The organism is Paracoccus sp. 22332, assembly GCF_052045125.1.
Taxonomy (GTDB): Bacteria; Pseudomonadota; Alphaproteobacteria; order Rhodobacterales; family Rhodobacteraceae; genus Paracoccus; species Paracoccus haematequi_A.
Map to the genome: position 1 here is coordinate 1 of NZ_JBQEOI010000010.1, position 23,582 is coordinate 23,582.

Below are 23,582 nucleotides of genomic sequence, written 5' to 3' on the forward strand. Positions count from 1 at the left end.
GCCCGGTCTATGCCGGCAACGCCATCCAGACGGTGCGGTCGAAGGACGCGAAGAAGGTGCTGACGATCCGCACCGCCAGCTTCGAGGCGGCGGGCGCGGGCGGCTCCGCGCCGGTCGCGGATGCGGCCCTGGCGGAGGACCCGGCGCTGTCGGGCTGGCTGAATGACGAGGTGGCGGCGTCGGACCGGCCGGAGCTGACCTCGGCGGGCCGGGTGGTCTCGGGCGGCCGCGGCGTCGGCTCGAAAGAGCAGTTCGCGATCATCGAGGCCCTGGCCGACAAGCTGGGCGCGGCGGTGGGCGCCTCGCGCGCGGCGGTCGATTCGGGCTATGCTCCGAACGACTGGCAGGTCGGCCAGACCGGCAAGGTGGTGGCGCCCGAACTGTATGTGGCGGTCGGCATCTCGGGCGCCATCCAGCACCTGGCGGGCATGAAGGACAGCAAGGTCATCGTCGCCATCAACAAGGACGAGGAAGCCCCCATCTTCCAGATCGCAGACTACGGCCTCGTCGGAGACCTCTTCACCGTGGTGCCCGAACTGACCGGAAAGCTCTAGGGCCATCTTCTGTGCGGAAATATCCTCGGGGGGTCCGGGGGGCGAAGCGCCCCCGGCGTCCCGAACCAGGACGGCAGGACAAATGCGGCGCCCTGCCCCGATCAAAGCCGCAAACAACAGGGAGACTGCATGATGAGAAGACTGCTGATGACCACGGGCCTGATCGCCGGGGGCCTAGGGGTGGCCGGTGCCGCAAGCGCGCAGGACTGCGGCGACGTGACGCTGGTGCTGCACAACGTCCAAAGCGCCGAGGTGCTGGCCCAGGTCGACAAGTTCATCCTGGAACACGGCTATGGCTGCGATGTCGAGACCGTGCCCGGCGACACCGTGCCCACCACCACCTCGATGGTGGAAAAGGGCGATCCCGATGTTTCCTCGGAAACCTGGGTCGATCTGCTGCCCGAAATCGTCCCGCGGGGCATCGAGGAAGGCAAGATCGTCTTCGGATCGAAGGCGCTGCCCGATGGCGGCGTGCAGGGATGGTGGATCCCGAAATACCTGGCCGACGCCCATCCCGACATCAAGACGGTCGAGGACGCCCTGGCCCATCCCGACCTGTTCCCCGACCCCGAGGATCCCAGCAAGGGCGTCATCTTCAACGGCGCCGAAGGCTGGGGCGCGACGGTCGTGACCAACCAGCTTTACAAGGCCTATGACGCCGAGGCCAAGGGCTTCACGCTGTTGAATCCCGGTTCCGCGGCGGGCCTGGACGGCGCCATCGCGCGTGCCTATGAGCGCGGCGAGGGCTTCATCACCTATTACTGGGCGCCGACCGCGCTGCTGGGCAAATACGACATGGTGATGCTGGAAGCCACCGTGCCGCACGATCCAGCTGAATGGAAACGCTGCATCACCAATATCGACTGCCCCGATCCCAAGGTGACGGCCTGGCCGGTCGATACGGTGATGACCGTCGTCACCAAGGACTTTGCCGAACGCACCAGCCCCGCCCTGATGGACTATTTCAACACCCGCGGCTGGAGCAACGACACCGTGGGCAAGCTGATGTCCTGGCAGACCGAGAACCAGGCTACCGGAGAGGAAGGCGCCCTGCATTTCCTTGAGGAGAACAGGGATCTCTGGTCCCAGTGGGTGCCCGCCGAGGTCGCCGAAAAGGTCCAGGCCGCGCTGTAAACCCGCCCGGACGGTCCGCCCGGATGCCGGGCGGACCAGACCTGCCCCGTCCCCCATCACCCGAGGCACCCATGACGTTCAAGCGCATGATCCACGCCGTCGATACCCATGCCGGAACGCCCATGCGCGTGATCACCGGCGGCATCCCGCATATCCCCGGCAATTCCGTCTATGAAAAGATGAAATGGCTGGAAGGCCATGACGACGGGTTGCGCAAGATGCTGCTGCGCGAACCGCGCGGCTATTCGGCCCATTGCTGCAACATCCTGGTCCCGCCTTCGCATCCCGAAGCGCAGGCCGGATATGTCATCCTGGAACAGATCGAATATCCGGTCATGTCGGGCGGCAATACCATCTCGGTCGTGACGGTGCTGCTGGAAATGGGCCTGCTGCCGATGCAGGAACCCGTCACCGACCTGGTGCTGGAAGCGCCCGCCGGGCTGATCCGGGTGCGCGCCGAATGCGCGGGCGGAAAGGTCAAGGCCGTCACCTTCCGCAACGTCCCGGCCTTTGCCGCGCATCTGGACGCGGAAATCGACGTGCCGCATCTGGGCCGCGTGCGCGTCGACGTGGGCTGGGGCGGCATGTTCTATGTCATCGCCGATGTCCGCCAGTTCGCGGGGCTGGAACTGGTTCCCGGACATGGCCGGGAAATCGCCCGCGTCTCGTCGATGATCCGGCAGGCCGCGATCGAGCAGCTGCCGGTAGAACATCCCGATTATCCGGGCGTCGGCATCACCATCTCGCAACTGTCCGGCCCGTCCGACGATCCGAAGGCCGACTGGAAGAACGCCGTCACCATGGCCTCGGGCGAGTTTTCCTGGGACGACCCGGCGACCTGGACCGGCGCCCTGGACCGCTGCCCCTGCGGCACCGGCACCTGCGCCAAGATGGCGGTCCTACACGCCAAGGGCGAATTGCCCCTGGACCGGCCGTTCCGCCACCAAGGCATCCTGGGCAATATCTATACCGGCAGGCTGGTCCAGGAAACGATCCTGGGCGGCCGCCCTGCCGTGGTCCCCGAGGTATCGGGCACAAGCTGGATCTACAGCCTGAACACCATCGTGCTGGACCACGACGACCCGTTCCCCGAAGGTTTCACGGTGGGCGACACCTGGGCGTAAGGAAACGGCCGCTCAGGGAACCGGGACCGCCGGGCTGCCCGCCAGGCGGATCGGGACGGCGCGCAGCCGGGCGGCCTCGGCCGCGTCATGGGTGACCAGGACCAGCCCCGCCCCGCTGCGATCCAGCAGACCGGCGGTCAGGTCCATCATCCGGCCCGCCGTGCCGGGATCGAGACTGGCGAAAGGTTCGTCCATCAGCAGGATGTCGGGACGCGCGGCAAAGGCGCGGGCCAGCGCCAGGCGGCGCTGCTGGCCAAGCGACAGTTGCCGGGGAAACTTGTCCTCGTGCCCCGACAGCCCGACCTGGGCCAGCAGGGCACGGGCCTCGGCCTCGGGACAGCCGGTCGGCAGGGTGACGTTGGCGATGGCGCGGCGCCAAGGCAGCAGGGTCGGTTCCTGGAACACCACGGCCAGCCGGTCGCGCCCGTCCAGCCGCCCGTCGAAATCGCGGTCCAGACCGGCCAGGATCCGCAGCAGGGTCGATTTGCCGATCCCCGACGGTCCCAGCACCGCCACCCGCTGACCGCGTTCGACCTCCAGCCGCAACGGACCCAGCACCGGGCGCCCGGCGAAGGATTTGCCCGCCAGATCAAGCCTCATCGCGGCGCCAGCGGTTCGCGCGCGCCTCGCAGGGACGCAGGAGGGCCAGGTCGATCAGCAGCATCACCGCAACGAAGGCCAAGGCCCAGGCCAGCACGCCCGCCACGTCGAAGCTGGAAAACAGCAGGTGGATCTTGAAGCCGACGCCGTTGGACCGGCCCAGGAATTCGACCACCAGCACGATCTTCCAGATCAGCGACAGTCCCGCCCGCGCGGCCGCCGCGATATGGGGGGCAAGCTGGGGCAGCACGACATGGCGCAGCCGCGCCCGCCAGCCCATCCGAAAGGCCGCCGCCATGTCGTCCAGATCCGGGCGCAGGGCACGGGCGCCTTCGCGCAGCATGACGGTGGTCACGGGGATCTTGTTCAGCGCCACGGCGGCGACGGCGGCGACCTCGTTCAGGCCGATCCAGACATAGGCCAGCACGATCACCACCAAGGCCGGGACGTTCAGCGCGATGACCAGCGACGGGTTCAGCCAGTGGTCCGCCGCCCGCGACCGGCCCATCCACAGGCCCAAGGCGGTGCCGACGGCCATGGCGATGGCAAAGCTGGCCAGCACGCGCCCCAGGGTGGCGCCCGCGTGCAGCCACAGCTCGCCCGACGCGGCAAGCGTGGCGACCCGCCCGGCCACCGCCAGCGGCGACGGCATGGTCCGCGGATCGCCCGCCAGCGCCGCGACGGCCGTCCACAGCGCCAGCAGCAGCAGGACCGACAGCACCCCCGGCACCAGTCCGGGCCGCTTCTGAGGGGGCGCGTCAGTCACCTTGCCAGAACAGCCCCTCTGGCAGGTCGGTCAGCCCGCCGGTCAAATCGTCGCCGCCCAGGTCGGCCAGTACTGCGAACAGCTTCTGCGCCGCATCTGCATCGACCGGACCCTCGGCCGGGATGCCTGCGCGCCAGCCGTCGCGCAGGGCCATGAATTCCGCATCCGTCGTGGCCCCCATGACCGGGCGCAGCGCCTGCCAGGCGGCATCGTCGGCCGCCAGCAGATCCTTGGCCTGACGGGACGCCCGCGCCAGGCCGCGCGCCAGATCCGGGTGATCGGCCACCCAATCGTCGCGCAGCACATAGCCCAGCAGCGGCGTGCCGGGATCCAGGCCAAGGCCCTGCGCGGCATCGGCGACGCTGACGACCTCTCGCATTCCGGCCGCCTGCATCAGCGCCAGGAAGTGCCAGAAATTGACGGCGCCCGCGATCTCGCCCGTCTGGGCGGCGTGCTGGATCATCGGCGGGGCGCCGAACACCTGTTCCGTCACATCCGCCAGGTCGCGGCCGGTCTGCTGGCGATAGAAGGCGCGCAGGATCAGCCAGCTTTTGTCCACCGGCCCGCCGGCGATGCCGATCCGCTGGCCTTCCAGGTCCGCCAGGGTCCGCACCGGGCTGTCGGCGGGCACGACCAGCCCGCCTACGGCGGTGGAATAGGGCCAGAAGGTGAAGGGCGCCCCGTTCGCCCGCTGCACCGCCACCCAGATCCAGTCCGACACGATGGCGTCGACCTGGCCCCCCTGCATGGCGACCTGGGTCGCCGGATTGCCCGCCAGGGGCAACATGCGCAATTCGAATCCGTTCCGGCGGTCGAAACCCTGGTCGCGGATCGTCTGCAATTCCCAGGCGACGGTGCCGTTTTCCAGCGTGCCGATGGTGATGGCGGGTAAGGAAGCCTGCTGCGCAAGACCGGGCCCCGCCTGCGCCAGGATCGCCGCGGCAAGACAAAGGGCCGGACCCGCGATCCGGCCAGCCCACGGAAAGCGCATGGTTCCCCCCTTGGCTTTCTTCCGACCGCAAGGTGGCACGACCGCCGCCCGGTCACAATCGACCAGAAGTCGCACCCCTGACACGGGGCCGGGGATCAGGCCCAGCGGCGCTTCAGCGCGACCAGGTGCAGCGCCGCCGCCGCCGCCCCGCCGCCCTTGTTCTGGCCCTGCGGATCGGCCCGAACCTGGGCCTGGGCGATCGTCTCGACCGTCAGAATGCCGTTGCCGATGCAATGCCCCTGCAACCCCAGCAGCGTCAACCCGCGAGAGCTGTCGTTGCACACCGTGTCGTAATGGGTGGTTTCCCCCCGCACCACGCAGCCCAATGCGACATAGCCGTCATAGAGATCGCGGGCCGCGGCCAGGGCGATGGCGGTGGGAATCTCCAGCGCGCCTGGCACCTCGACCAGATCGACGGCGGCGCCTGCCCGGGCCGCCACGGCCCGCGCGCCCGCGACCAATCCGTCCGCCACCTGCCGATAATAGGGCGAGACGACGATCAGCAGCCGCGCGCCGGAAACCTGGGGCAGCGGAAGCTGGTGATGTTCGATGCTGGCGGCCATGGCTTACCCCTTGATCGGACGGGTGGAATGGATCGAAAGCCCATAGGCGTCAAGCCCGATGACCTTGACCGGCGCCGAATTGGTCAGCAGCACCAGATCCGACAGGCCCAGGGCGGACAGGATCTGCGCCCCCAGCCCGTAATGGCGGATCACATGCGAGGAAACCTCGTCCTGCCGGGGCAGGCGCGGCTCGGTGTCGCGGAACAGCACGACGACGCCCCTGCCCTCGTCGGCGATCATGCGCATGGCCTGGTCCAGCGTGCCCGCGTTCCGGCGGCCGATGCCCAACACGTCGTGCAAGGGGTCCAGCACATGCATCCGCACCATGACCGGGCCGGGCGCGGTCAGGTCGCCCTTGGTCAGCACGATATGTTCCGCGCCCGAAGTGTCGTCGGCGAAGATGCGCATCATCCAGTCGCCGCCATGCGCGGAATGGACCGCCATCTGGCCGCGTTCGGCGATCAGGTTGTCGTGGCGGCGGCGATAGGCGATCAACTGGCTGATGGTGCCGATCTTCAATCCGTGCCGCTGGGCAAAGGCCACCAGATCCGGCAGCCGGGCCATGGTGCCGTCGTCGTTCATGATCTCGCAGATCACGCCCGAGGGGTTCAGCCCCGCCAGCCGGGCCACGTCCACCGCCGCCTCGGTATGGCCGGCGCGCACCAGCACGCCGCCGTCGCGGGCGCGCAACGGAAAGACATGGCCGGGCGTGGCGATGTCGGCCGCGCCCCTGGCCGGGTCGATGGCCACCGCGATCGTATGCGCCCGGTCGGCGGCAGAGATGCCCGTGGTCACGCCTTCGCGCGCCTCGATCGACATGGTGAAGGCGGTCTCGTGGCGGCTGGAATTCTTGGCGCCAAGCAGCGGCAGCCCCAACGCGTCGATCCGCGCGCCGGTCATCGACAGGCAGATCAGACCCCGGCCATGCGTCGCCATGAAGTTGATGACCTCGGGCGTGGCCATCTGCGCGGGAATGACCAGATCGCCCTCGTTCTCGCGGTCCTCGTGATCGACCAGGATGAACATCCGGCCGTTGCGGGCCTCGTTGATGATGTCCTCGATGGGGGAAATCGCGTCGGACCAGTCACGCTCGACCGGTCCTGGAATGTCGTCGGTCATCCGCCGCTCCTGCACAGGGGTCGGTGACGGGTCAACACCCTGGCCGCCACCATCGGGTTTTCGCTTCGGCCGACCATGGCGATCATCGACAGGCGCGGGCCTGTCCTGCATCTGCACCGCAACCCCACCCGGTGCAACCCCCGTCAGCCGCCGACCGATGCGACAAGACGCGCGTCGAGGGGAGAGGGCGCGGAGGGGCGTATTCGCATCTGGGGGAATCGCGGCAGGCGCGCGACAGGACATTGCGTTTGCGCCGACCGCGAAGGCCGGCGCGACGGAACCCTATTCAGCCGCAATCTTCTGCGCGCCTTCGATATAAGCCACGCAGTCATCGGCGGTCCGAACGTCTTCGGACTTGGCGGCGATGTCGAACAGGTTTCCAGGCCACCGTACCGGGCAATGTGCCGCGCCTTGGGGTGACCGTGAGGCCACTTCAGGATGTCACAAACAGACGTTCCGCAAGAACGGCTTTTTCTCCATCTGCGGCCATGCAATGTCGCCCCGTCAAACGCGCTTCGGCGCAGCTCACTCGGCAGTGTCGCGGCGTGCCAGGATCTCGTCCAGGCGCCGACGCGCGGCGTCGGGAAGGTCGTCGGGCAGATCGGCCTTGCTCGCGGGCCTGTCGCCCACCTGGATCAGCATCACCATCCCCATGGTGAAATGGGGCGAACACTTGATGCCCCAGATGCCCTCGGCCTCCAGCGTAACCTCGATTTCCTCGTTGATCTTGCCGATGAATTTCTCGCCGCCCTCTGGGATCATGCCGGCGATGGTGGCGGCGTTGTGGCCGGGATCCGTGGCGATGAACTTCACCGTGTCGCCGGGCCGGATCACCAGATAGTCCGGCTCGAACGGCATGGGGCCGGTGTCGTTGCGGTTCAGCATCCTGACCTCGTGCACCTCGGCCAGGGTGGCGGCGGGCAGCAGGCAGGCAAGCAGGGCGGCGCGAAACAGCATGGCGGTTCCTTTCAGGACAGACGTTGGAAGGCGAAGACCGGGCGTCCGCCGCCCGGATGGGGGATCAGCGCGGCCTCGACCGCGAAGATGTCGCGGATCAGCGCGGGGGTCAGGACCTCGGCCGGGGGGCCCAGGGCGGCGCAGCGCCCGGCCGTCATCACCAGAACGCGGTCGCAGCGCAGGGCGTGGTGCAGGTCGTGCAGGGCGATGACCGAGGCAATGCCCATCGCCTCGACCAGATCGAGGATCGCGATCTGATGGTGGATGTCCAGGTGATTGGTCGGCTCGTCCAGCAGCAGGACGCGGGGCTCCTGGGCATGGGCGCGGGCGATGTGGACGCGCTGGCGTTCGCCCCCGGAAAGCGAGGACCAGTCGCGATCCGCCATCGCCTCCAAGCCCACGGCGGCAAGGGCTGCGGCGACGGCGGCCTCGTGCCGCCCGCCCCAAGGTTCCAGCGGGCCGAGCCAGGGGGTGCGGCCCAGTTCCACCGCGTCGCGGACCCGGATGCGGTCGCCGGTCTCGGCCGATTGGGCGACAAGCGCCAGGCGGCGCGCCACCGTCCGCCGGGACATCCGGGCCATCGGCCGCCCCTCCAGCAGAACCTCGCCGCCGGTGGGCCGGATCAGCCCGGCCAGCATCCCCAGCAGCGTCGACTTGCCCGAACCGTTCGGTCCCACCAGGCCCAGCGTTTCGCCCGGCTGCACGCGCAGGCTGACATCGGCGACGATCTGCCGTCCGCCGACGATGCGGGACAGGCCGATGGCTTCCAGGACCGGGGTCATCGGTGCCGCCCCCGGATCATGATCAGCGCAAAGGCGGGCGCGCCGACCAGGGCGGTGATGACGCCGATCGGCAAAACCTGGCCCGGAATGGTGATCCGCGACACCACGTCCGAGACGACCAGGAACACCGCCCCCGCCAGGGCGGTCGCGGGGACGAGGCGGACATGCCGGGGACCGACCAGGATCCGCATCGCATGCGGCACCACCAGGCCCACGAAGCCGATGGCCCCGGCGATGGAAACCATGATCGCCGTGACCAGGGCCGCCGTGCCGATCAGCACCGCCTGCGTCCGGCGCAGGCCGATGCCCAGCGATGCGGCGCTGTCCGCGCCGAAGGTAAATGCGTCCAGCGCCCGCGCGTGCCACAAGGCCACGCCCAGCCCCAGCCCGGCCATCGGCAGCGCCAGCCATGTGTCGGGCCAGCGCACGCCCGACAGGTTGCCCAGCAGCCAGAACATGATGCCCCGCGCCTGCTCGGCGCTGGCGGACCGGGCGATGATCAGCGCCGTCAGCGCGTTGAACATCTGCGACCCCGCAATGCCCGCAAGGATGATGACCCCTGCCCCGCGTGTGCCGGTGCCGCCGCCTGCCGCCCGCGCCAGCGCCGCCACCAGCACGAAGGCCGTCAGCGCACCGGCAAAGGCACCGGCCGACATCGACAGCATCCCCGCCCCGATCCCCGCGACCGAGACCGCGACGGCCCCGGTCGAGGCACCGGCGGAAATCCCCAGCAGATAGGGTTCAGCCAGCGGGTTGCGCAGCAGCGCCTGGAGGATCAGCCCCGACAGCGCCAGGCTGGCGCCGCCGCAAGCCGCCACGACCGCGCGCGACAGGCGGTAATGCCAGATCACGCCGGCATCGACGGCGCCGACCTCGGCCTGCGACAGGCCGGCCTTGACCGACAGCACGTCCAGCACCACCGACAGCGGGATCCGCGTCTCGCCCACCGCCGTGCCGAAGAACAGCGCCGCGGCCAGGATCACGGGCGCAAGCCAAAGCCATCCCCAGCCCTGCACCACGGCGCGATCCCTCATTTCAGGCCGAACCCGGCCAGCGCCTGGGCCAGGGCTTCCAGGGCGTAGATCGACCGGACCGAGGGGTCCATCGCATTGGCCTCGATCGTCACGATGCGGTCGTTCTTCACGGCGTCCATTTCCCTGGCGACCGGGTCGCTGGTCAGGAAATCGCGCTTCACGGCGATGTCGTCGGCGGGAAAGCGGCGGCGGTTCATCTCGGCCGCGACGATGAAGGACGGGTTCGCGCTGGCGATGGTTTCCCAGCCGACGGTCGGCCATTCCTCGGCGGAATCGACGATGTTGCGGACCCCAAGCGTGGACAGCATCCAGCCCGGAACGCCATAGGCGCCCGCGACATAGGGGTCGATCTCGATATCGGCCGAGGAATACCAGAAGACCGCCGTGACATCGTCGGGCAGGTTCAGCGCCCTGGCCTTGTCCACGGCGGCGGCCTCGCGCGCCTTCAGGTCGGCGATGACCTGGGCGCCGCGCTCCTCGACATCGAAGATCCGCGCCAGTTCCGCGATGCCCTGATAGACCAGGTCGGGGTCGAACATCACCGTGCGCGCGCCGTCCATGCTTTGCGTGTTGTCCTTGCCGACGCATTCCGTGGGCATGACCCAGCTGGGGATCCGCGAATCGTCGAACATCTCGCGCGTGCCGACGGCGCCTTGCGGCCCGATCATCCATTCATAGGCGGTGACGACCAGATCGGGATTCTTGCCCAGGACGCTTTCGAAGCTGGGGGCGTTGTCAGCCAGCCGTTCGACCTTGGCATCCGTTTCGGCGAATTCGGGCAGGACCGGGTTGATCCACAGCGCGGTGCCCGCCACCTTGTCGGCAAGGCCCAGCAGATACAGGATCTCGGTCGTGCTCTGGCCGACGCTGACCACCCGTTCGGGGGCCTTGTCGATGGTGACCCGATGGCCGCAACTGGTCAGGGTCAACGGGTATTCGGTGCCCGCCCGCGCCATGGGCGCAAGGGCAACGGCGACGGCGATTGCCGTGGCTAGCTTCAACATCATGCTTCCTTCCGATGCATTCGGCGGGACGGAAGGCATGGACACAGGCGCGGGGACCACGACCCGCAACACGATGTCACGCCGAGCCGACCCGCTCGGGTTGAACAGACTGCGTCGGCAGGTCTCCTGACTGGCGGATGATCGCCTTGCCCGGCCTTCCCGGACCGAGGTCCAGTGGCATGATCGGGCAGGCTACCGCTTACAGTTGCGGGGGCAGTTCCGGTTGTCGCCCAGGGGCGGATCCGGATTCCCTATTAATTCCGGGTGGAAACCGACGCACCGTCCTTAGCCCGAAGCGGGTTTTCTGACAAGATCGCCTATCGGTCGAAAGGGACGGTCGGTCCCGATTCCCGCGAAGGGCACCAAACCCGGTGACAAAGATGCCTTTCAGCCGCCGTCGAAATAGCGGATCCCCTTGACCACCAACTCGCCCAGGCTGGAGGCGCCCAGCTTGTCGCGCAGCACCAGGCTGACATTGGACACGGTCTTGTAGCTGATGCAGGCCCGGTCGGCGATCTCGCGATAGGACAGGCCCTCGGCGATCAGGCCCAGGATCTCTTCCTCGCGCGCGGTCAGGTTGGCGGCATTGCCGCGCCGGCCGGGCAGGTTCATCAGCGCGATCTGCGTCGCAAGCCGGCCCTCGACATAATTGCCGCCGGCCAGCACCTCGGTCAGGGCGGTCAGGATCTCGTCCGAGGGCGAATCCTTGTTGATGACGCCATTGGCCCCCGCATGAAGCGCGCGGCGGGCCAGGATCGGGCTGCGATGCATGGTGAAGACCAGGATCGGCAGATCCCGGTCCAGCATCCGCAGCCGGTCGATCAGCTTGATCCCCGCGATCCGGTGATCGCCAAGCGTCAGGTCGACGACCATCAGGTCGGGCCGCGCCGCCCGCCAGGCGCGCCAGCCTTCCAGCGCGGTGGCCGCGCCGACGATCTCGCAGGGGATGCGCTGGCGGATGATGCGACCCCAGCCTTCGACCACGACGGGGTGATCGTCGATGATGACGATGCGCTTCAGGCCGTTGGCGGATTGTTTCCGGGGCGGGGCTTCGATCATCGGTGCGGCATCCTCAGTTCGGTGACGGTTTCGGCGCCCACGCGGCGGGGCGGGTCGAAGGCGGCGCCCAGGGCGCGCGCGCGGTCGCGGATGCCGGCCAGCCCGTGTCCCCCGGCCGAGCCGCGCCCCGAAGGACCGCGCCCGTCATCGCGCAGCTGGGTGACGATCTGGTCCTGGGTCCGGCGCATCTCGATGCGGATCCGGCGGGCCTTGCCATGCCGGACGGCGTTCAGCAGGCTTTCGCGGACGAAGCGATAGATCGCCGTTTCCGCAGGCTCGCTGGCCGCGATCCGTCCGTCGCAATCCAGGTCGATGGCCACATCCGGCGCGATCTCGGCGAATTCGGCCACCAGTTCGCCCAGAAGTTCAGGCAGCGATCCGTGGCCCATCAGCATCGGGCGCAGATCGTTGATCGCGGTGCGGGCGGTGTCGCGGACCGCGCCCGCATGGACCAGGATCGCCCGCAGCGCATCGTCAAGCTGCGCCGATCCGGGGCCCGAAACCTCGCGCGCGGCGGCGCGGGCCTGGGACAGCGCCGCGTTCAGCGCGAAAAGCTGCGGACCCATGTCGTCATGCAGATCCGAGGCGATCTTCGCGCGCTCGGTCTCGGACAGGGTCAGCAGCCGGGCTTGCAGTTGCCGGTTTTCCGCCCGCTGCGACGTCAGGTGGTCGGCCAGCGCGTTCACGCCATTGGCCAGCGCCGCGAATTCCGCCAGCCGGTCAGGCGGCGCGCGGCGGTCCAGATCGCCCTGCCGCATCGCGCCCAGCGCCTCTTGGATCGCGCGCAGGCGGCGCAGGATCAGGCGGCTGAAACCCATCGACATGCCGACCAGCGCCGCGCAGGTCAGCGCCAGCAGCGGCATGATGATGCGGAAATCCTCCCAGACCTCGGCGATTTCGTCGGCGGGATCGGTCTGGATGACCAGCCAGCCCAGGACGTTGGGATAATGCGAGATCGGAACGCGGTCCGACCGCAGTTCGGGGCGCATCAGATCGCTGAACCAGCCCGGCGCCTGGTCCTCTGTCAACGCCGCGCCCTCCGCATGGGGCGTCACGGGATGGCCGTGGTTGTCCGTCACAAAGGCGGAAAGATGGCGCAGGGCGTCGATCTCGGCGGCCAGCTGCATCGCCTGGCCCATCGTGTCCTGACCCGCGAAGCGCGGCGGCATCCGCACCGCGACCGTGGCCTGGGCGGTGCGGAAGGCCGACGAGGTTTCCTCGTCTATGGCGATGCGGGCGTTCAGGACGATGATCGCGGCGACCGTGGCGCAGAGCATGACCCCAACCGCCACGGGCACGATGGTGACGATGCGGTGCAGCGACCAGGGCCGGATCCGGGGCGGGACGGCGGCATCTGGCAGGATCCGGGCCTCAAAGCGCATCACGGCACCCGGCCTTCGGCGGTGGCGGCCCGCATGGCGGCGGCGTGGTCGGCGCCCTGGGCGCGCAGGACGCGATAATGCTGGATCACCGGGCCGATGCTGGGCCGATCCGGGCCGCCGCCAGCGGCAAGCTGGTCCAGCAGCGCCGCGACGGCGATGGGCGGATCGTCCTTCCGCCGGATCTCGTCCCACAGCTGGGCCGCGCGATTGGCGATCATGCGCGGGCTATCGCCATAGGCTGCCGTCGCGCGGTCCAGGGACGGCGCGATCCCGTAGGCGGGGTGCCCGGTCACGCGGGCCAGAAAGGCCGAGGGGGCTTCGTCGCCGGTCGCATCCAGCCAGGCCTGCCCCTCGGCCGGCATCCGGTGGACCTGTTCCGATGCGGCGGGCAGTGTCGGCTCTTCCTCGCGGCAGGCGGACAGGGCCAGGGCCATCAGGGCGGTCATGGCGGCGGTGCGGTATCGTGTCGCAGTGACCTGCATCCGGTCCCTTCCCAGTCCGGGGCGATTCGCCCCCGCGCCCGATGCGCCCTTCAAGGCTAGGTCAGCCCAAGGGATGAGACAATCTGCGCGGGCTTCGGACAATGGTATGGCCGATCGAGACGCGCCATGACTTTCCCCCCGCTTCAACGGGGAAAATTCCCCGCGAAGATCGGGGACCGTTCCCCGCAGACACGCCCGCGGCGGGGTGTTCTGATCGTCCTTGCGGCAGACCGAACGCCGAAAGGCCGAAGGCTGGCAGCAGGCGCGCGGGACCGGAGGGGAGGGCTCCGACACCGGATCCGCCGCGCGATAGGGAGAGGATCACATGAAACGCACAATTCGCAAGACGATGACGCATGTCTCGCCGCTGGCCGTGGCAAGCGTGCTGGCCTGCGGGCTGGCGGCGCCCGCCGCCGCCAACGACACATTGGTGGAACTGGCCCAGGATCCGGCGAACTGGGTCATGACCGGGCGCGACTACAACGCGCAGAACTATTCCGAGATGACCGAGATCAACAAGGAAACCGTGGCCCGGCTGCGCCCGGCCTGGTCCTTCTCGACAGGGGTGCTGCACGGGCACGAGGGCACGCCCCTGGTGGTGGGCGACAAGATGTTCATCCATTCGCCCTTTCCGAACACCACCTTCGCGCTGGATCTGAACGATCCCGGCACGATCCTGTGGCAGAACAAGCCGCGCCAGAACCCGACCGCCCGGACCGTCGCCTGTTGCGACGTGGTGAACCGGGGTCTTGCCTATTGGCCGGGCGACGACACGCGCGGGCCACTGGTGTTCCGCACCCAGCTTGACGGCCATATCGTCGCGATGGACGCCGATACCGGCGAGAATGTCTGGATCATGGAGAATTCCGACATCAAGGTCGGCTCGACCCTGACCATCGCGCCCTATGTCATCAAGGACATGGTGCTGGTGGGCAGTTCGGGGGCGGAACTGGGCGTGCGCGGCTATGTCACCGCCTATGACGTGAAGACCGGCGAACAGCGCTGGCGCGCCTTCGCCACCGGCCCGGACGAGGAGCTGAAGCTGGCCTCCGACTTCAACGAACCGAACCCGCATTACGGCCAGTTCAACCTGGGTCTGGAGACCTGGGAGGGCGACGCCTGGAAGATCGGCGGCGGCACCAACTGGGGCTGGTATGCCTATGACCCCGACGAGGATCTGTTCTACTACGGCTCGGGCAACCCCGCGCCCTGGAACGAGACGATGCGGCCGGGCGACAACAAGTGGACCATGGCCATCTGGGGCCGCGAGGCCGAGACCGGCGAAGCCAAGTTTGCCTATCAGAAGACCCCGCATGACGAATGGGACTATGCCGGCGTCAACGTGATGATGCTGTCCGAACAGGAAGACAAGGACGGTCAGATGCGCAAGCTGCTGACCCATCCCGACCGCAACGGCATCGTCTATACGCTGGATCGCACCAATGGCGACCTGATCTCGGCCGACAAGATGGACGATACGGTCAACTGGGTGAAAGAGGTTCAGCTGGATACCGGCCTGCCGGTCCGCGACCCCGAATTCGGCACCCGCATGGACCACAAGGCGCGCGACATCTGCCCCTCGGCCATGGGCTATCACAACCAGGGCCATGACAGCTATGACCCGGAACGCAAGCTGTTCATGCTGGGCATCAACCATATCTGCATGGACTGGGAACCGTTCATGCTGCCCTATCGCGCGGGCCAGTTCTTCGTCGGCGCCACGCTGGACATGTATCCGGGACCGAAGGGCGATCGCCAGAACGGCCTGGGGCTGGGCCAGATCAAGGCCTACAACGCCATCACCGGCGAAATGGCCTGGGAGAAGATGGAGCGTTTCGCGGTCTGGGGCGGCACCATGTCCACGGCGGGCGGGCTGACCTTCTATGGCACGCTGGACGGTTACCTCAAGGCGCGCGACAGCGACACGGGCGACCTGCTGTGGAAGCACAAGCTGCCTTCGGGCGTGGTCGGCCATCCGATGACCTATCAGCATGACGGGCGCCAATATGTCGCCATCTATTACGGCGTGGGCGGCTGGCCCGGCGTGGGCCTGGTCTTCGACCTGAACGACCCGACCGCCGGTCTGGGTTCGGTCGGCGCCTTCCGCAGGCTGAAGGAATTCACCCAGATGGGCGGCGGCGTGATGGTCTTTTCGCTGGACGGCAACAGCGTCCATACCGACGACGTGAATATCGGCGAATGGATCCCCGGCGACGACGCCTGATCCCCGCCGCGGCGGGCCGCGACCGGCCCGCCGCATCATCCGACCGACATTTGGGAGACTTGACGATGAACGCGACGATTTCGCGCCTCGGCTGCGGGACGGCTGCCCTGCTGTGCGGCCTTGGCACCGCCGCAGCCCAGGACGCCGACACGCTGCGGGTCTGCGCCTCGACCATGGACGCGCCCTATTCGACCGAGGACCGCACCGGCTTCGAGAACCGGATCGCCGAGGTTCTGGCCGACGAGGCGGGGATGACCCTGGATCTGGTGCAGATCCGCAAGGACGCGATCTATCTGGTCCGCGACGGGATCGAGGACGGTCTGTGCGACGTGCTGATCGGCGTGGACCAGGGTGACAGGCGGCTGCTGACCAGCGAACCCTATTACCGTTCGGCCTATGCCTTCATCAGCCGCCAGGACCGGAATTTCGACGGCGACAGGTGGCAGGACGTGGACCGGGAAGGGTTCGACACCTTTTCCTATCGTTATCACAGCCCGGCCGAGACGATCCTGAAATATACCGGCCGCTATGAATACAACCTGATCTATCAGGCCTCGCTGACGGATTTCGAGGATCGGCGCAACAAATACACCCAGGTTCCGGCCGACCGCGTCGTGTCCGAGGTCGCGGCGGGCAATGCCGATCTGGGCATCGCCTTCGCCCCCGACGTGGCCCGCTATGTCCGCGATTCCCGCGAGCCGCTGAAGCTGACCCTGATCACCAACGAGATCGAGCGCGAGGATGGCGTCATCATCCCGCTGCAATACAGCCAGTCGGTCGGCGTCGCGCCGGACAAGCCCGAACTGCTGGACCGCATCAACACGGCCCTGGAATCCGGCAAGGACCGCATCCGGGCGATCCTGGACGAGGAAGGCATTCCGACCTTGCCGCTCGATTCCTAAGACAAGGACAAGACATGAGGCATCTTTCGCTGGCAGTGATCGTGACGGGGTTGGGTTTGGGGCTTGGCGCCGCCTTCGCGCAGCCACAGTTCTACAACACGGTCGACGGCTCACCGCTGAACTTCGACGACGCCATGGAGGAAGGCCGCGACACCGAGGCGGTCAAGGAATTCATGGCCACCGGGGTCAACATCTATAACGAGAACCCCGAGGTTATGGCCCAGGCCGAGGAAACCTACAACACCATGTGTTCGGGCTGCCACGGCCATTACGGCGAGGGCAAGATCGGGCCGGGGATCAACGATTCCTACTGGACCTATCCGCAGAACGAAACCGACGTGGGGCTGTTCTCGACGCTCTATGGCGGCGCTTCGGGGCAGATGGGTCCGATGTGGGGCAGCCTGACCCTGGACGAGATGCTGCTGGCGATGGCCTGGGTGCGCCATCTCTATACCGGCGATCCGCAGACCGCGACCTGGCTGACGCCGGAACAGCGCGAAAACTTTGCCCCGTTCAAGCCCCAGGGCGCTGAGGAGGACCAGTCCTGAGGCTGCGACCGGCCGGCGCAGCGGCGCCGGTCATTTCCACAGAAGGAGGAGAACAGATGAAACTGATCGCATTCGGCATCGCCGCCGCGATGTCCCTGGCCGCCCCGGCCTTCGCCTATGACGGCACCAACTGCCGCGCCCCCGGCAATTGCTGGGAACCCAAGCCCGACTATCCCGAACGGGTCGAGGGTTCCGAATACGACCCCCAGCACGATCCGGCGGAACTGTCCAAGCAGGGCGAATCCCTGGCGGCGATGGACAATCGCAACGCCTGGCGGGTCTGGCATGCGGCCCAGACGGGGACGTTCGAATACGATGTCGCCAAGATCCCCGGCTATGAGGAAGGCGCCACGCCGCCCGCACAGTGACCGGGGCGTGCCGCGCCCTTGGACGGCTACTCCCAAATGTCACGTCCCGGCGCGGCACATCCGCTTTTCCACGGTGATCCATGCTGCAAGATGCCCCTGCCCCGGCCGACTGGCTGTCCCGCCTGCGCGACGCCGAGGCGCAACTCAACTCTGTCATCCTGGGCCAGTCGCGGGCCATCCGGCTGATCCTGCTGTCGGTTCTGGCGCGCGGCCATGTGCTGCTGGCGGGCGACGTGGGCACCGGCAAGACGACGCTGCTGCGCGCGGTCGCCCGCGCCATCGGCGGCCCCTATGCGCGGGTCGAGGGCACGGTGGATCTGCTGCCCACCGACCTGATCTATGACGCGCATCTGGACGACGACGGAAAGCCGCGGATCGAACCCGGCCCGGCGCTGTCGCAGGGCGAGGATCTGTCGATCTTCTTCTTCAACGAGATCAACCGTGCCCGCCCGCAGGTTCACGCCATGCTGCTGCGGCTGATGGCCGAACGCAGCCTGACCGCCTTTCGCCGCGAATACCGCTTTCCGCATCTTCAGGTCTTCGCCGACCGCAACCAGATCGAGCGCGACGAGACGTTCGAACTGCCCGCCGCCGCCCGCGACCGCTTCGCGATGGAAATCCCGGTGACGGTGCCGACGGCCCGCGACGACCGGATCGCCCTGGCCTTCGACACCCGGTTCCACGACACCGACGCGCTGATCGGCGGCCTGTCCGCCGGCGTGCTGCCTTATCACGGGCTGAACCGGCTGGCCGCGCAGATCCAGGCGGGCGTCCATGCCAGCCCGGCCTTGCAGCGCTATGTCTTCGACCTGTGCGACGCCCTGCGCGATCCGGTCCGGGCGGGGCTTTCCGTTCAGGACGCGGACATGGCCCGGCTGGTGCAGGGCGGCGTCAGCCCGCGCGGGATGCAGGCCCTGGTGCGTGTCGCCCGCGCCGCCGCCTGGTCCGATGGCCGCGACGCGGTGCTGCCCCAGGACGTGCGCGAGGTCTTTGCCCCGGTGATGGCCCATCGCACCTTTCTTGGTCCCGCCTACGAGGCACGGCGCGAAATCCTGGTGCCCGCCCTGATCCGCGCCGCCTTCGACACGATCCCGGTGCCTGCGGAATGACGGCGGACCTGCATCTGTTCGACGCCCTCGCCTGGCGGATGGCGCAGCCGCAGCCCGGCCTGCGCCAGGGCGCCCATCGCGGCCGAATGCGCGGCGCGGGCGGCGCGTTCGCCGATCTTGCGCCGCTCTTGGCCTATCCCGACGCACGGCGGCTCGATCTGCGCCGGTCGCTGACCGATCCGATGGGCGGATTCTTCGTGCGCCGTTTCGAACGGCCCGCCGACATCACGCTGCATGTGCTGGTGGATGCCTCGGCCTCGCTGGGGGCGGGGGCCTTATCCGACCGGCAGGGGCTGGCGGCGCTGATGGCGGGCGGGCTGGCCCAGGCGGCCCGGCGCGGCGGCGACCGGGCGGCGGTCCAGGCGGTCGGCGGCGACGAGATCCTGGCCGCGCTGCCCCCCTCCCGGCGGGCAGGTATCGGGCAAGAGGCGCGCGATCTGATCGCGGCGCTGATCCCCACTGGGTCGGGCGTCGGCGGGCTGATCGCCGCCGCATCCTCGCTGCCCCGGCGGCGCGTCCTGGTCGGGGTGATTTCGGATTTCGACATCTCGGCGCCCGAACTGGCACTGCTGCTGGAAGCGCTGTCCCCCCGTCCGGTTCTGCCGATCTGGCTGCGCGACAGCGGGCTTGAGGAACCGCCCGGCGATTTCGGCCTGGCCGAGATCCGCGATCCCGAAACCGGCCGCCGCCGCACGCTGCTGACCTCGGGCAGATGGGCCGCCCGCCAGGCTCAGGCCAGCCTGCGCCACCGGCAGTCCCTGCGGGCGGTCTTTGCGGGCCAGGGCCTGCGTCCCGTCGAGATCCGCGACAGCATCGACATCGGCGACCTGATCGCCACCCTGGACGAGGCGCCGCTATGAAATGGCTGGCGCTTGCGCTGCTGCCCCTGCCCGCCCTAGCGCAGCCGGTCGTCACGGCGGACAATCCGCATGGCTATGGCTGGTGGCTGGGCGACGAACTGGTGCAGCGCGTCACCATCGCCCTGCCGCCCGGCGTGACCGTCGATCCCGCCAGCCTGCCGCGCCCTCGGGCGGTGGATTACTGGCTGGACCTGCGCGCGGTCGAAGCCGAACAGGCCGACACCGGCCTGCATCTGACCCTGCGCTGGCAGAACTTCTATTCCGCACTGGAGCCGAGTTGGCGCGAGGTTCCCGCCCAGCCCATCCGCCTGTCGGACGGCACCGTGGCGGAACTGCCGGGTTTCGGCTTCGTCACCTCGCCCCTCCGGCCGCTGACCGCGCCCTCGACCGCCGATCAGTTGCAGCCCGATCCGCGTTTCCGGCTGATCGACCCGATGCCCTCCCGCGCGGGCCTGGGCCTGTCGCTGGCGGCGCTGATCCTGTCGGGGCTGGGCCTGGCCTGGCACCAGGCCTGGGGGCCGTTCCGCGCCCGGCCCGCGCGCCCCTTCACCCGTGCGGCGCGCGCAATGGCCCGCCTGCCCGACCGCCGGCTGCTGCACCGCGCCTTGGACGCCGCGTTCGGCCGCGTCCTGATCGGCGCGGATCTGCCGCATTTCCTGGCCGCCCGTCCCGAGTTCCGCCCGCTGGCCGATCGGCTGGCCGCCTTCTTCGCCGCCTCGGACGCCGCCTTCTTCGGCCAGCACGCGCACCCCGACACGGCCGAGGCCCAAGCCCTGGCCCGCGACCTGGCGCGGATCGAACGAGGGCGGCGATGATCGGCTTTACCGCACCCTTCGCCTTGTGGGCGCTGCCGCTTGCGGGCCTGCCGCTGCTGACGCGATGGCTGCGATCCTCGTCCGTGCCCCGGCTTGATCTGCGTCCGGCCGAAGGGGCGTCCCGCGCAGTGGATCGCGGGCTGACGGCGGCGGGCGTGATCGCGCTTGCGGCGCTGATCATGGGCCTGGCCGGTCCGTATCTGCGGGGCGGATCCCTGCCCTATCGCGGCATGGGCACCAACCTTGTGCTGCTGATCGACCGCTCCTCCAGCATGGACGACACCTTCGCGGGCCGCGCGCCCGACGGCACCGGCGAAAGCAAGGCCGCCGCCGCCCGCCGCATCCTGCAAGACTTCATCGCGGGCCGCCCCGACGACCGCATCGGCATCGCGGCCTTTTCCACGGCGCCCTTGCAGGTGCTGCCGATGACCACCAGCCGCAGCGCCATCGCCGCGGCCATCGCCGCGCAGAGCGAACGCGGCCTGTCGCAGACCGATGTGGGGCGCGGGCTGGCCCTGGCGATGCAGATGACCCGAGACGCGTCGGCCATGGGATCGCGGGCGGTGGTGCTGGTGTCGGACGGCGCCGCCGTCATCGCGCCCGAGGTGCAGGATCTGGTCCGCGAACTGGCCCTGGAACAGCAGGTCAACCTCTATTGGCTGTATCTGCGGACCGAGGGCGCGCGCAGCATCTTCGACCCCGGCGCGCCGGGCGAGGCGGACAGCCCCCAGACCCGGCCCGAACGCCACCTGCACCTGTTGTTGCAGCGCCTTGGCATCACCTATCGCGCCTTCGAGGCGGAAAGCCCCGAGGCGGTGGCCCAGGCCGTCGCCGAGATCGGCACCCTGGAATCCAGGCCGATCCTGACCGAACGAAGCTTGCCCCGCCGCGATCTGGCCTGGCTGTGCTTCCTGGCCGCCGCGCTTGCCGCCGCGCTGCTGACCGCCGCCCGCGCGTTGGAGCGGCCCTTCGCGCCACGCCGCCCCGCCCCGCTGGTGCGCCAGCCATGAAACGGCTGGCCTTCATGGCGCTGCTGCTGTGTCTTGCCGCGTCCCTCGCCGCGACCGCCTGGTTTGGCCGCGTCGTCTTGCACGACGCCCGCGACAATGCCGCGATCCGCGACCTGGCGGCGGGCCGCGACGCCATTCCGGCCGTACGCGCCGATCCGCGCGCCATCCATGCCCGGATCCTGTTCCTGGCCTGGCGCGACCGCCTGCCCGAGGCGCAGGATCTGCTGCCGCTGCTGGTCGGCGCCCCACCCGAACTGCTGTCCGAGGCCAGCTATGCCATCGGCAACGCCCGGATGCGCGCCGGTTTCCAACAGATCGAAGCGGGCAATTTCGAGGATGCCGAAACCGAGATCTCGCTTGCCAAGACCGCCTATCGCGACGCGCTGCGCGCCGTGCCTGGGTTTCGGGACGGCAAGGTGAACCTCGATCTTGCCATGCGCCTGGTGCGCGACCTGCCCCGGCCGCTGGCCGACGGCGACAGCGATCCGCTGACCCAGCCCCGCAGGCTGTGGACCGATCTGCCCGGCCTGCCTCGGGGGGCGCCATGAGGGTGCGCGTGATCCTGCCCGCCATCGCCGCCATCCTGGCCGGGACGGCGATGATCGGCCCCAGCCTGACGCGCCCGCAGCGGCTGACCGATGCGCTGGTGGTGGTGGACATCACCCGGTCGATGAACACCCGCGACATGGAGGGCGGCTCGCGGCTGGACTACGCGCGCCGCGCGCTGACCGACTGGATCGCGACCCGCCCCTGCGGCAGCCGCATCGGCCTCGCGCTCTTCACCGAACGCCGCAGCCTGACCCTGTTCGAGCCGGTCGAGATCTGCGCCGACTTCGCATCCATCAAGGGCGCGATGGATGGACTGGACTGGCGAATGGCCTGGGAAGGCGACAGCATGATCCAGAAGGGCCTGGATCACGCGCTGCGCCGCGCCGGGGGGTTGGGCGTTCCCCTGATCTTCGTGACCGATGGGCAAGAGGCCCCGCCCCTGCCGTATTCCGGCGCGGCCCGATTTGCAGGCGACAGTCCCGGCGGGCTGATTCTGGGCGTGGGCGGCGATCAGCCCGCGCCGATCCCGAAATTCGACGATCTGGGCCGCGAGGCCGGTTTCTATGAATCCGGCGACGTGCAGCACGCCCCGGCACGGCTGGGCGCGCCGCCGCCCGACGCGGCCCAACGCCCCGGCTGGCACCCGCGCAACAACCCCTATGGCGAGTCTGACCTGGACGGCAGCGAACATCTGTCGGCCCTGCGCGCCGAGTATCTGGCGGACCTTGCCGCAGAACGCGGCCTTGGCTTCCTGCGCCTGTCGGACGGCCCGGCGGCGATCGACCGCGCGCTTGCCGTCTATGCGCCGGGCAAGACCGTCCCGGCGACCCGCAGCCTGTCGCCGCCCCTTGCGGCGGCGGCCCTGGTCCTGCTGCTGACACTTTGGGTCATTGGCGGCAGGCGCGTTTCCCTGACCCGACAGGACATCACATGACATTTGGAAAATTCATCGCCGCCGCCGCGCTGACAGCCTCGCTTGCCCTGCCCACCTGGGCGCACGGCCCGACGCCCCAGCAGGCCGAACAGAAGATCACCCTGGCCGCCCCGCCCGAGGCTGTGTGGAAAATCCTGCGCGACCCCGCCAGCATCGCCGACTGGCACCCCGATGTGGCCTCGGTCACCATGGAGGGCGAGGGCAAGGGCGCCAGACGGACGGTCGAATTCACCTCGGGCGGCACGGTGACCGACGGCATCGACCGTATCGACGACGATGCGCTGGAAATCCGCTGGCGGCTGAGCGAGCCGGATATCGAGGTCTTTCCCGTCAGCTACTATACCAACAGCATCACGGTCGCCCCCGCCGCCGAAGGGTCGGACGTGACCTGGAAAGCAAGCTTCTTCCGTGCCGACACCACCAACGAACCCGCCGAACGGTTCAGCGACGAGGCGGCCGTCACGGCGATGAAGGCCCTGATCGACAATGGATTGTCAGGTCTGAAAGATGCAGCAGATCGTGGAGGTCCAAGCTGACGGACGCTGGCCCGAAGCTGTCGCGTATCGGTGCCGCTCCTGATGCTTGCCTGATCGAGAATGCTGGACACTCGAATAAGGTCATCGGCGGGCGAGCTTATCCGTGTATATCCCCCGATCGGTGGTCGGCGCCGGGATGGAGACCGCAGCCTGTCTTGCTGTTGCAGCATAGAAAA

26 protein-coding genes and 1 riboswitch are annotated in these 23,582 nt (G+C 68.7%); of the genes, 14 read left to right on the top strand and 12 right to left on the bottom strand.

Annotation, left to right across the window (positions count from 1 at the left end; all coding sequences use genetic code 11):
* The 3 genes from ACTJI6_RS12415 to ACTJI6_RS12425 form a co-directional block, all read left to right on the top strand.
* Nucleotides 1–554, top strand: a 554-nt coding sequence (locus ACTJI6_RS12415; RefSeq protein ID WP_440801115.1) for an electron transfer flavoprotein subunit alpha/FixB family protein, incomplete at its 5' end; no start/stop codon positions are given.
* A gap of 132 nt (nucleotides 555–686) precedes the next feature.
* Complete coding sequence (locus tag ACTJI6_RS12420) at nucleotides 687–1,688, top strand: ABC transporter substrate-binding protein (RefSeq protein ID WP_440801117.1); 1,002 nt, start codon at nucleotides 687–689, stop codon at nucleotides 1,686–1,688.
* Between the two features lie 71 nt (nucleotides 1,689–1,759).
* Nucleotides 1,760–2,812 (top strand): proline racemase family protein, encoded by a 1,053-nt coding sequence (locus ACTJI6_RS12425; protein ID WP_440801118.1) that lies wholly within the window; start codon nucleotides 1,760–1,762, stop codon nucleotides 2,810–2,812.
* Nucleotides 2,813–2,824: 12 nt separating this feature from the next.
* Here ACTJI6_RS12425 and ACTJI6_RS12430 read toward each other — a convergent pair whose 3' ends face one another.
* The 12 genes from ACTJI6_RS12430 to ACTJI6_RS12485 all read right to left on the bottom strand — a co-directional run bounded on the left by ACTJI6_RS12430 (nucleotide 2,825) and on the right by ACTJI6_RS12485 (nucleotide 13,551).
* Entirely contained in the window at nucleotides 2,825–3,412 is a 588-nt protein-coding gene (locus tag ACTJI6_RS12430) for an ATP-binding cassette domain-containing protein (RefSeq protein WP_440801120.1), read from the bottom strand.
* Nucleotides 3,402–4,178, bottom strand: coding sequence for an ABC transporter permease (locus ACTJI6_RS12435; protein WP_440801121.1), 777 nt, complete (start codon nucleotides 4,176–4,178; stop codon nucleotides 3,402–3,404). The genes ACTJI6_RS12430 and ACTJI6_RS12435 overlap by 11 nt, the downstream gene beginning before the upstream one ends.
* Nucleotides 4,171–5,169, bottom strand: coding sequence for an ABC transporter substrate-binding protein (locus ACTJI6_RS12440; RefSeq protein WP_440801123.1), 999 nt, complete (start codon nucleotides 5,167–5,169; stop codon nucleotides 4,171–4,173). The genes ACTJI6_RS12435 and ACTJI6_RS12440 overlap by 8 nt, the downstream gene beginning before the upstream one ends.
* A 95-nt stretch (nucleotides 5,170–5,264) precedes the next feature.
* On the bottom strand, nucleotides 5,265–5,732 hold the full coding sequence (locus ACTJI6_RS12445; protein WP_440801125.1) for a 6,7-dimethyl-8-ribityllumazine synthase: 468 nt from the start codon (nucleotides 5,730–5,732) through the stop codon (nucleotides 5,265–5,267).
* Nucleotides 5,733–5,735: 3 nt separating this feature from the next.
* Complete coding sequence (gene ribB / locus ACTJI6_RS12450) at nucleotides 5,736–6,851, bottom strand: 3,4-dihydroxy-2-butanone-4-phosphate synthase (protein WP_126153888.1); 1,116 nt, start codon at nucleotides 6,849–6,851, stop codon at nucleotides 5,736–5,738.
* Nucleotides 6,852–7,376: 525 nt separating this feature from the next.
* Entirely contained in the window at nucleotides 7,377–7,808 is a 432-nt protein-coding gene (locus tag ACTJI6_RS12455) for a pseudoazurin (RefSeq protein WP_440801128.1), read from the bottom strand.
* Between the two features lie 11 nt (nucleotides 7,809–7,819).
* Nucleotides 7,820–8,590: an ABC transporter ATP-binding protein gene (locus ACTJI6_RS12460; RefSeq protein WP_440801130.1), complete on the bottom strand. Its 771-nt coding sequence runs from the start codon at nucleotides 8,588–8,590 to the stop codon at nucleotides 7,820–7,822.
* Nucleotides 8,587–9,624, bottom strand: coding sequence for a FecCD family ABC transporter permease (locus ACTJI6_RS12465; protein ID WP_126153885.1), 1,038 nt, complete (start codon nucleotides 9,622–9,624; stop codon nucleotides 8,587–8,589). The genes ACTJI6_RS12460 and ACTJI6_RS12465 overlap by 4 nt, the downstream gene beginning before the upstream one ends.
* Complete coding sequence (locus tag ACTJI6_RS12470) at nucleotides 9,621–10,631, bottom strand: ABC transporter substrate-binding protein (RefSeq protein WP_440801132.1); 1,011 nt, start codon at nucleotides 10,629–10,631, stop codon at nucleotides 9,621–9,623. Before ACTJI6_RS12470 ends, ACTJI6_RS12465 begins: the two co-directional genes overlap by 4 nt.
* A gap of 96 nt (nucleotides 10,632–10,727) precedes the next feature.
* Nucleotides 10,728–10,919: riboswitch (cobalamin riboswitch) on the bottom strand.
* Between the two features lie 96 nt (nucleotides 10,920–11,015).
* Nucleotides 11,016–11,687, bottom strand: a complete 672-nt coding sequence (locus ACTJI6_RS12475) for a response regulator (protein WP_440801134.1) — start codon at nucleotides 11,685–11,687, stop codon at nucleotides 11,016–11,018.
* The gene (locus tag ACTJI6_RS12480; protein WP_440801136.1) at nucleotides 11,684–13,069 is read right to left on the bottom strand and encodes a LapD/MoxY N-terminal periplasmic domain-containing protein; all 1,386 of its coding nucleotides are present in this window, start codon (nucleotides 13,067–13,069) and stop codon (nucleotides 11,684–11,686) included. The genes ACTJI6_RS12475 and ACTJI6_RS12480 overlap by 4 nt, the downstream gene beginning before the upstream one ends.
* On the bottom strand, nucleotides 13,069–13,551 hold the full coding sequence (locus ACTJI6_RS12485) for a protein moxZ (protein WP_440801138.1): 483 nt from the start codon (nucleotides 13,549–13,551) through the stop codon (nucleotides 13,069–13,071). Before ACTJI6_RS12485 ends, ACTJI6_RS12480 begins: the two co-directional genes overlap by 1 nt.
* Before the next feature lie 325 nt (nucleotides 13,552–13,876).
* On the opposite strand from ACTJI6_RS12485, the gene ACTJI6_RS12490 reads away from it, so the two are divergent.
* The 11 genes from ACTJI6_RS12490 (at nucleotide 13,877) to ACTJI6_RS12540 (ending at nucleotide 23,406) form a co-directional block, all read left to right on the top strand.
* Nucleotides 13,877–15,775, top strand: coding sequence for a methanol/ethanol family PQQ-dependent dehydrogenase (locus ACTJI6_RS12490; RefSeq protein ID WP_440801140.1), 1,899 nt, complete (start codon nucleotides 13,877–13,879; stop codon nucleotides 15,773–15,775).
* A 65-nt stretch (nucleotides 15,776–15,840) separates the two neighbouring features.
* Nucleotides 15,841–16,677: a methanol oxidation system protein MoxJ gene (moxJ, locus tag ACTJI6_RS12495; RefSeq protein WP_440801142.1), complete on the top strand. Its 837-nt coding sequence runs from the start codon at nucleotides 15,841–15,843 to the stop codon at nucleotides 16,675–16,677.
* 14 nt (nucleotides 16,678–16,691) lie between these two features.
* Nucleotides 16,692–17,225, top strand: coding sequence for a cytochrome c(L), periplasmic (moxG, locus tag ACTJI6_RS12500; protein WP_126153880.1), 534 nt, complete (start codon nucleotides 16,692–16,694; stop codon nucleotides 17,223–17,225).
* A 56-nt stretch (nucleotides 17,226–17,281) separates the two neighbouring features.
* Nucleotides 17,282–17,593 carry a methanol dehydrogenase gene (locus ACTJI6_RS12505; RefSeq protein ID WP_440801143.1) on the top strand — a complete coding sequence of 104 codons (312 nt, stop codon included), beginning with the start codon at nucleotides 17,282–17,284 and terminating at the stop codon, nucleotides 17,591–17,593.
* A gap of 80 nt (nucleotides 17,594–17,673) precedes the next feature.
* Nucleotides 17,674–18,702, top strand: coding sequence for an AAA family ATPase (locus ACTJI6_RS12510; RefSeq protein ID WP_440801144.1), 1,029 nt, complete (start codon nucleotides 17,674–17,676; stop codon nucleotides 18,700–18,702).
* On the top strand, nucleotides 18,699–19,562 hold the full coding sequence (locus tag ACTJI6_RS12515) for a DUF58 domain-containing protein (RefSeq protein ID WP_440801145.1): 864 nt from the start codon (nucleotides 18,699–18,701) through the stop codon (nucleotides 19,560–19,562). The genes ACTJI6_RS12510 and ACTJI6_RS12515 overlap by 4 nt, the downstream gene beginning before the upstream one ends.
* The gene (locus tag ACTJI6_RS12520; RefSeq protein ID WP_440801146.1) at nucleotides 19,559–20,377 is read left to right on the top strand and encodes a nonribosomal peptide synthetase MxaA; all 819 of its coding nucleotides are present in this window, start codon (nucleotides 19,559–19,561) and stop codon (nucleotides 20,375–20,377) included. Before ACTJI6_RS12515 ends, ACTJI6_RS12520 begins: the two co-directional genes overlap by 4 nt.
* Nucleotides 20,374–21,387, top strand: a complete 1,014-nt coding sequence (locus tag ACTJI6_RS12525) for a vWA domain-containing protein (RefSeq protein WP_440801147.1) — start codon at nucleotides 20,374–20,376, stop codon at nucleotides 21,385–21,387. The genes ACTJI6_RS12520 and ACTJI6_RS12525 overlap by 4 nt, the downstream gene beginning before the upstream one ends.
* A complete protein-coding gene (locus ACTJI6_RS12530) occupies nucleotides 21,384–21,935 on the top strand; it encodes a hypothetical protein (RefSeq protein WP_440801148.1) in 552 nt (183 codons plus the stop codon). The genes ACTJI6_RS12525 and ACTJI6_RS12530 overlap by 4 nt, the downstream gene beginning before the upstream one ends.
* Nucleotides 21,932–22,870 carry a vWA domain-containing protein gene (locus ACTJI6_RS12535; RefSeq protein WP_440801149.1) on the top strand — a complete coding sequence of 313 codons (939 nt, stop codon included), beginning with the start codon at nucleotides 21,932–21,934 and terminating at the stop codon, nucleotides 22,868–22,870. The genes ACTJI6_RS12530 and ACTJI6_RS12535 overlap by 4 nt, the downstream gene beginning before the upstream one ends.
* Nucleotides 22,867–23,406, top strand: coding sequence for an SRPBCC family protein (locus ACTJI6_RS12540; protein WP_440801150.1), 540 nt, complete (start codon nucleotides 22,867–22,869; stop codon nucleotides 23,404–23,406). The genes ACTJI6_RS12535 and ACTJI6_RS12540 overlap by 4 nt, the downstream gene beginning before the upstream one ends.
* The last annotated feature ends 176 nt before the right edge of the window (nucleotides 23,407–23,582 follow it).

What these genes read in the sequence shown, in the direction of transcription:
- ACTJI6_RS12420 (WP_440801117.1), top strand. Translation starts at nt 687, where the DNA reads ATGAGAAGACTGCTGATGACCACGGGCCTGATCGCCGGGGGCCTAGGG.
- ACTJI6_RS12425 (WP_440801118.1), top strand. Translation starts at nt 1,760, where the DNA reads ATGACGTTCAAGCGCATGATCCACGCCGTCGATACCCATGCCGGAACG.
- ACTJI6_RS12430 (WP_440801120.1), bottom strand. Translation starts at nt 3,412, where the DNA reads ATGAGGCTTGATCTGGCGGGCAAATCCTTCGCCGGGCGCCCGGTGCTG.
- ACTJI6_RS12440 (WP_440801123.1), bottom strand. Translation starts at nt 5,169, where the DNA reads ATGCGCTTTCCGTGGGCTGGCCGGATCGCGGGTCCGGCCCTTTGTCTT.
- ACTJI6_RS12445 (WP_440801125.1), bottom strand. Translation starts at nt 5,732, where the DNA reads ATGGCCGCCAGCATCGAACATCACCAGCTTCCGCTGCCCCAGGTTTCC.
- ribB (WP_126153888.1), bottom strand. Translation starts at nt 6,851, where the DNA reads ATGACCGACGACATTCCAGGACCGGTCGAGCGTGACTGGTCCGACGCG.
- ACTJI6_RS12455 (WP_440801128.1), bottom strand. Translation starts at nt 7,808, where the DNA reads ATGCTGTTTCGCGCCGCCCTGCTTGCCTGCCTGCTGCCCGCCGCCACC.
- ACTJI6_RS12460 (WP_440801130.1), bottom strand. Translation starts at nt 8,590, where the DNA reads ATGACCCCGGTCCTGGAAGCCATCGGCCTGTCCCGCATCGTCGGCGGA.
- ACTJI6_RS12465 (WP_126153885.1), bottom strand. Translation starts at nt 9,624, where the DNA reads ATGAGGGATCGCGCCGTGGTGCAGGGCTGGGGATGGCTTTGGCTTGCG.
- ACTJI6_RS12470 (WP_440801132.1), bottom strand. Translation starts at nt 10,631, where the DNA reads ATGATGTTGAAGCTAGCCACGGCAATCGCCGTCGCCGTTGCCCTTGCG.
- ACTJI6_RS12475 (WP_440801134.1), bottom strand. Translation starts at nt 11,687, where the DNA reads ATGATCGAAGCCCCGCCCCGGAAACAATCCGCCAACGGCCTGAAGCGC.
- ACTJI6_RS12480 (WP_440801136.1), bottom strand. Translation starts at nt 13,069, where the DNA reads ATGCGCTTTGAGGCCCGGATCCTGCCAGATGCCGCCGTCCCGCCCCGG.
- ACTJI6_RS12485 (WP_440801138.1), bottom strand. Translation starts at nt 13,551, where the DNA reads ATGCAGGTCACTGCGACACGATACCGCACCGCCGCCATGACCGCCCTG.
- ACTJI6_RS12490 (WP_440801140.1), top strand. Translation starts at nt 13,877, where the DNA reads ATGAAACGCACAATTCGCAAGACGATGACGCATGTCTCGCCGCTGGCC.
- moxJ (WP_440801142.1), top strand. Translation starts at nt 15,841, where the DNA reads ATGAACGCGACGATTTCGCGCCTCGGCTGCGGGACGGCTGCCCTGCTG.
- moxG (WP_126153880.1), top strand. Translation starts at nt 16,692, where the DNA reads ATGAGGCATCTTTCGCTGGCAGTGATCGTGACGGGGTTGGGTTTGGGG.
- ACTJI6_RS12505 (WP_440801143.1), top strand. Translation starts at nt 17,282, where the DNA reads ATGAAACTGATCGCATTCGGCATCGCCGCCGCGATGTCCCTGGCCGCC.
- ACTJI6_RS12510 (WP_440801144.1), top strand. Translation starts at nt 17,674, where the DNA reads ATGCTGCAAGATGCCCCTGCCCCGGCCGACTGGCTGTCCCGCCTGCGC.
- ACTJI6_RS12515 (WP_440801145.1), top strand. Translation starts at nt 18,699, where the DNA reads ATGACGGCGGACCTGCATCTGTTCGACGCCCTCGCCTGGCGGATGGCG.
- ACTJI6_RS12520 (WP_440801146.1), top strand. Translation starts at nt 19,559, where the DNA reads ATGAAATGGCTGGCGCTTGCGCTGCTGCCCCTGCCCGCCCTAGCGCAG.
- ACTJI6_RS12525 (WP_440801147.1), top strand. Translation starts at nt 20,374, where the DNA reads ATGATCGGCTTTACCGCACCCTTCGCCTTGTGGGCGCTGCCGCTTGCG.
- ACTJI6_RS12530 (WP_440801148.1), top strand. Translation starts at nt 21,384, where the DNA reads ATGAAACGGCTGGCCTTCATGGCGCTGCTGCTGTGTCTTGCCGCGTCC.
- ACTJI6_RS12535 (WP_440801149.1), top strand. Translation starts at nt 21,932, where the DNA reads ATGAGGGTGCGCGTGATCCTGCCCGCCATCGCCGCCATCCTGGCCGGG.
- ACTJI6_RS12540 (WP_440801150.1), top strand. Translation starts at nt 22,867, where the DNA reads ATGACATTTGGAAAATTCATCGCCGCCGCCGCGCTGACAGCCTCGCTT.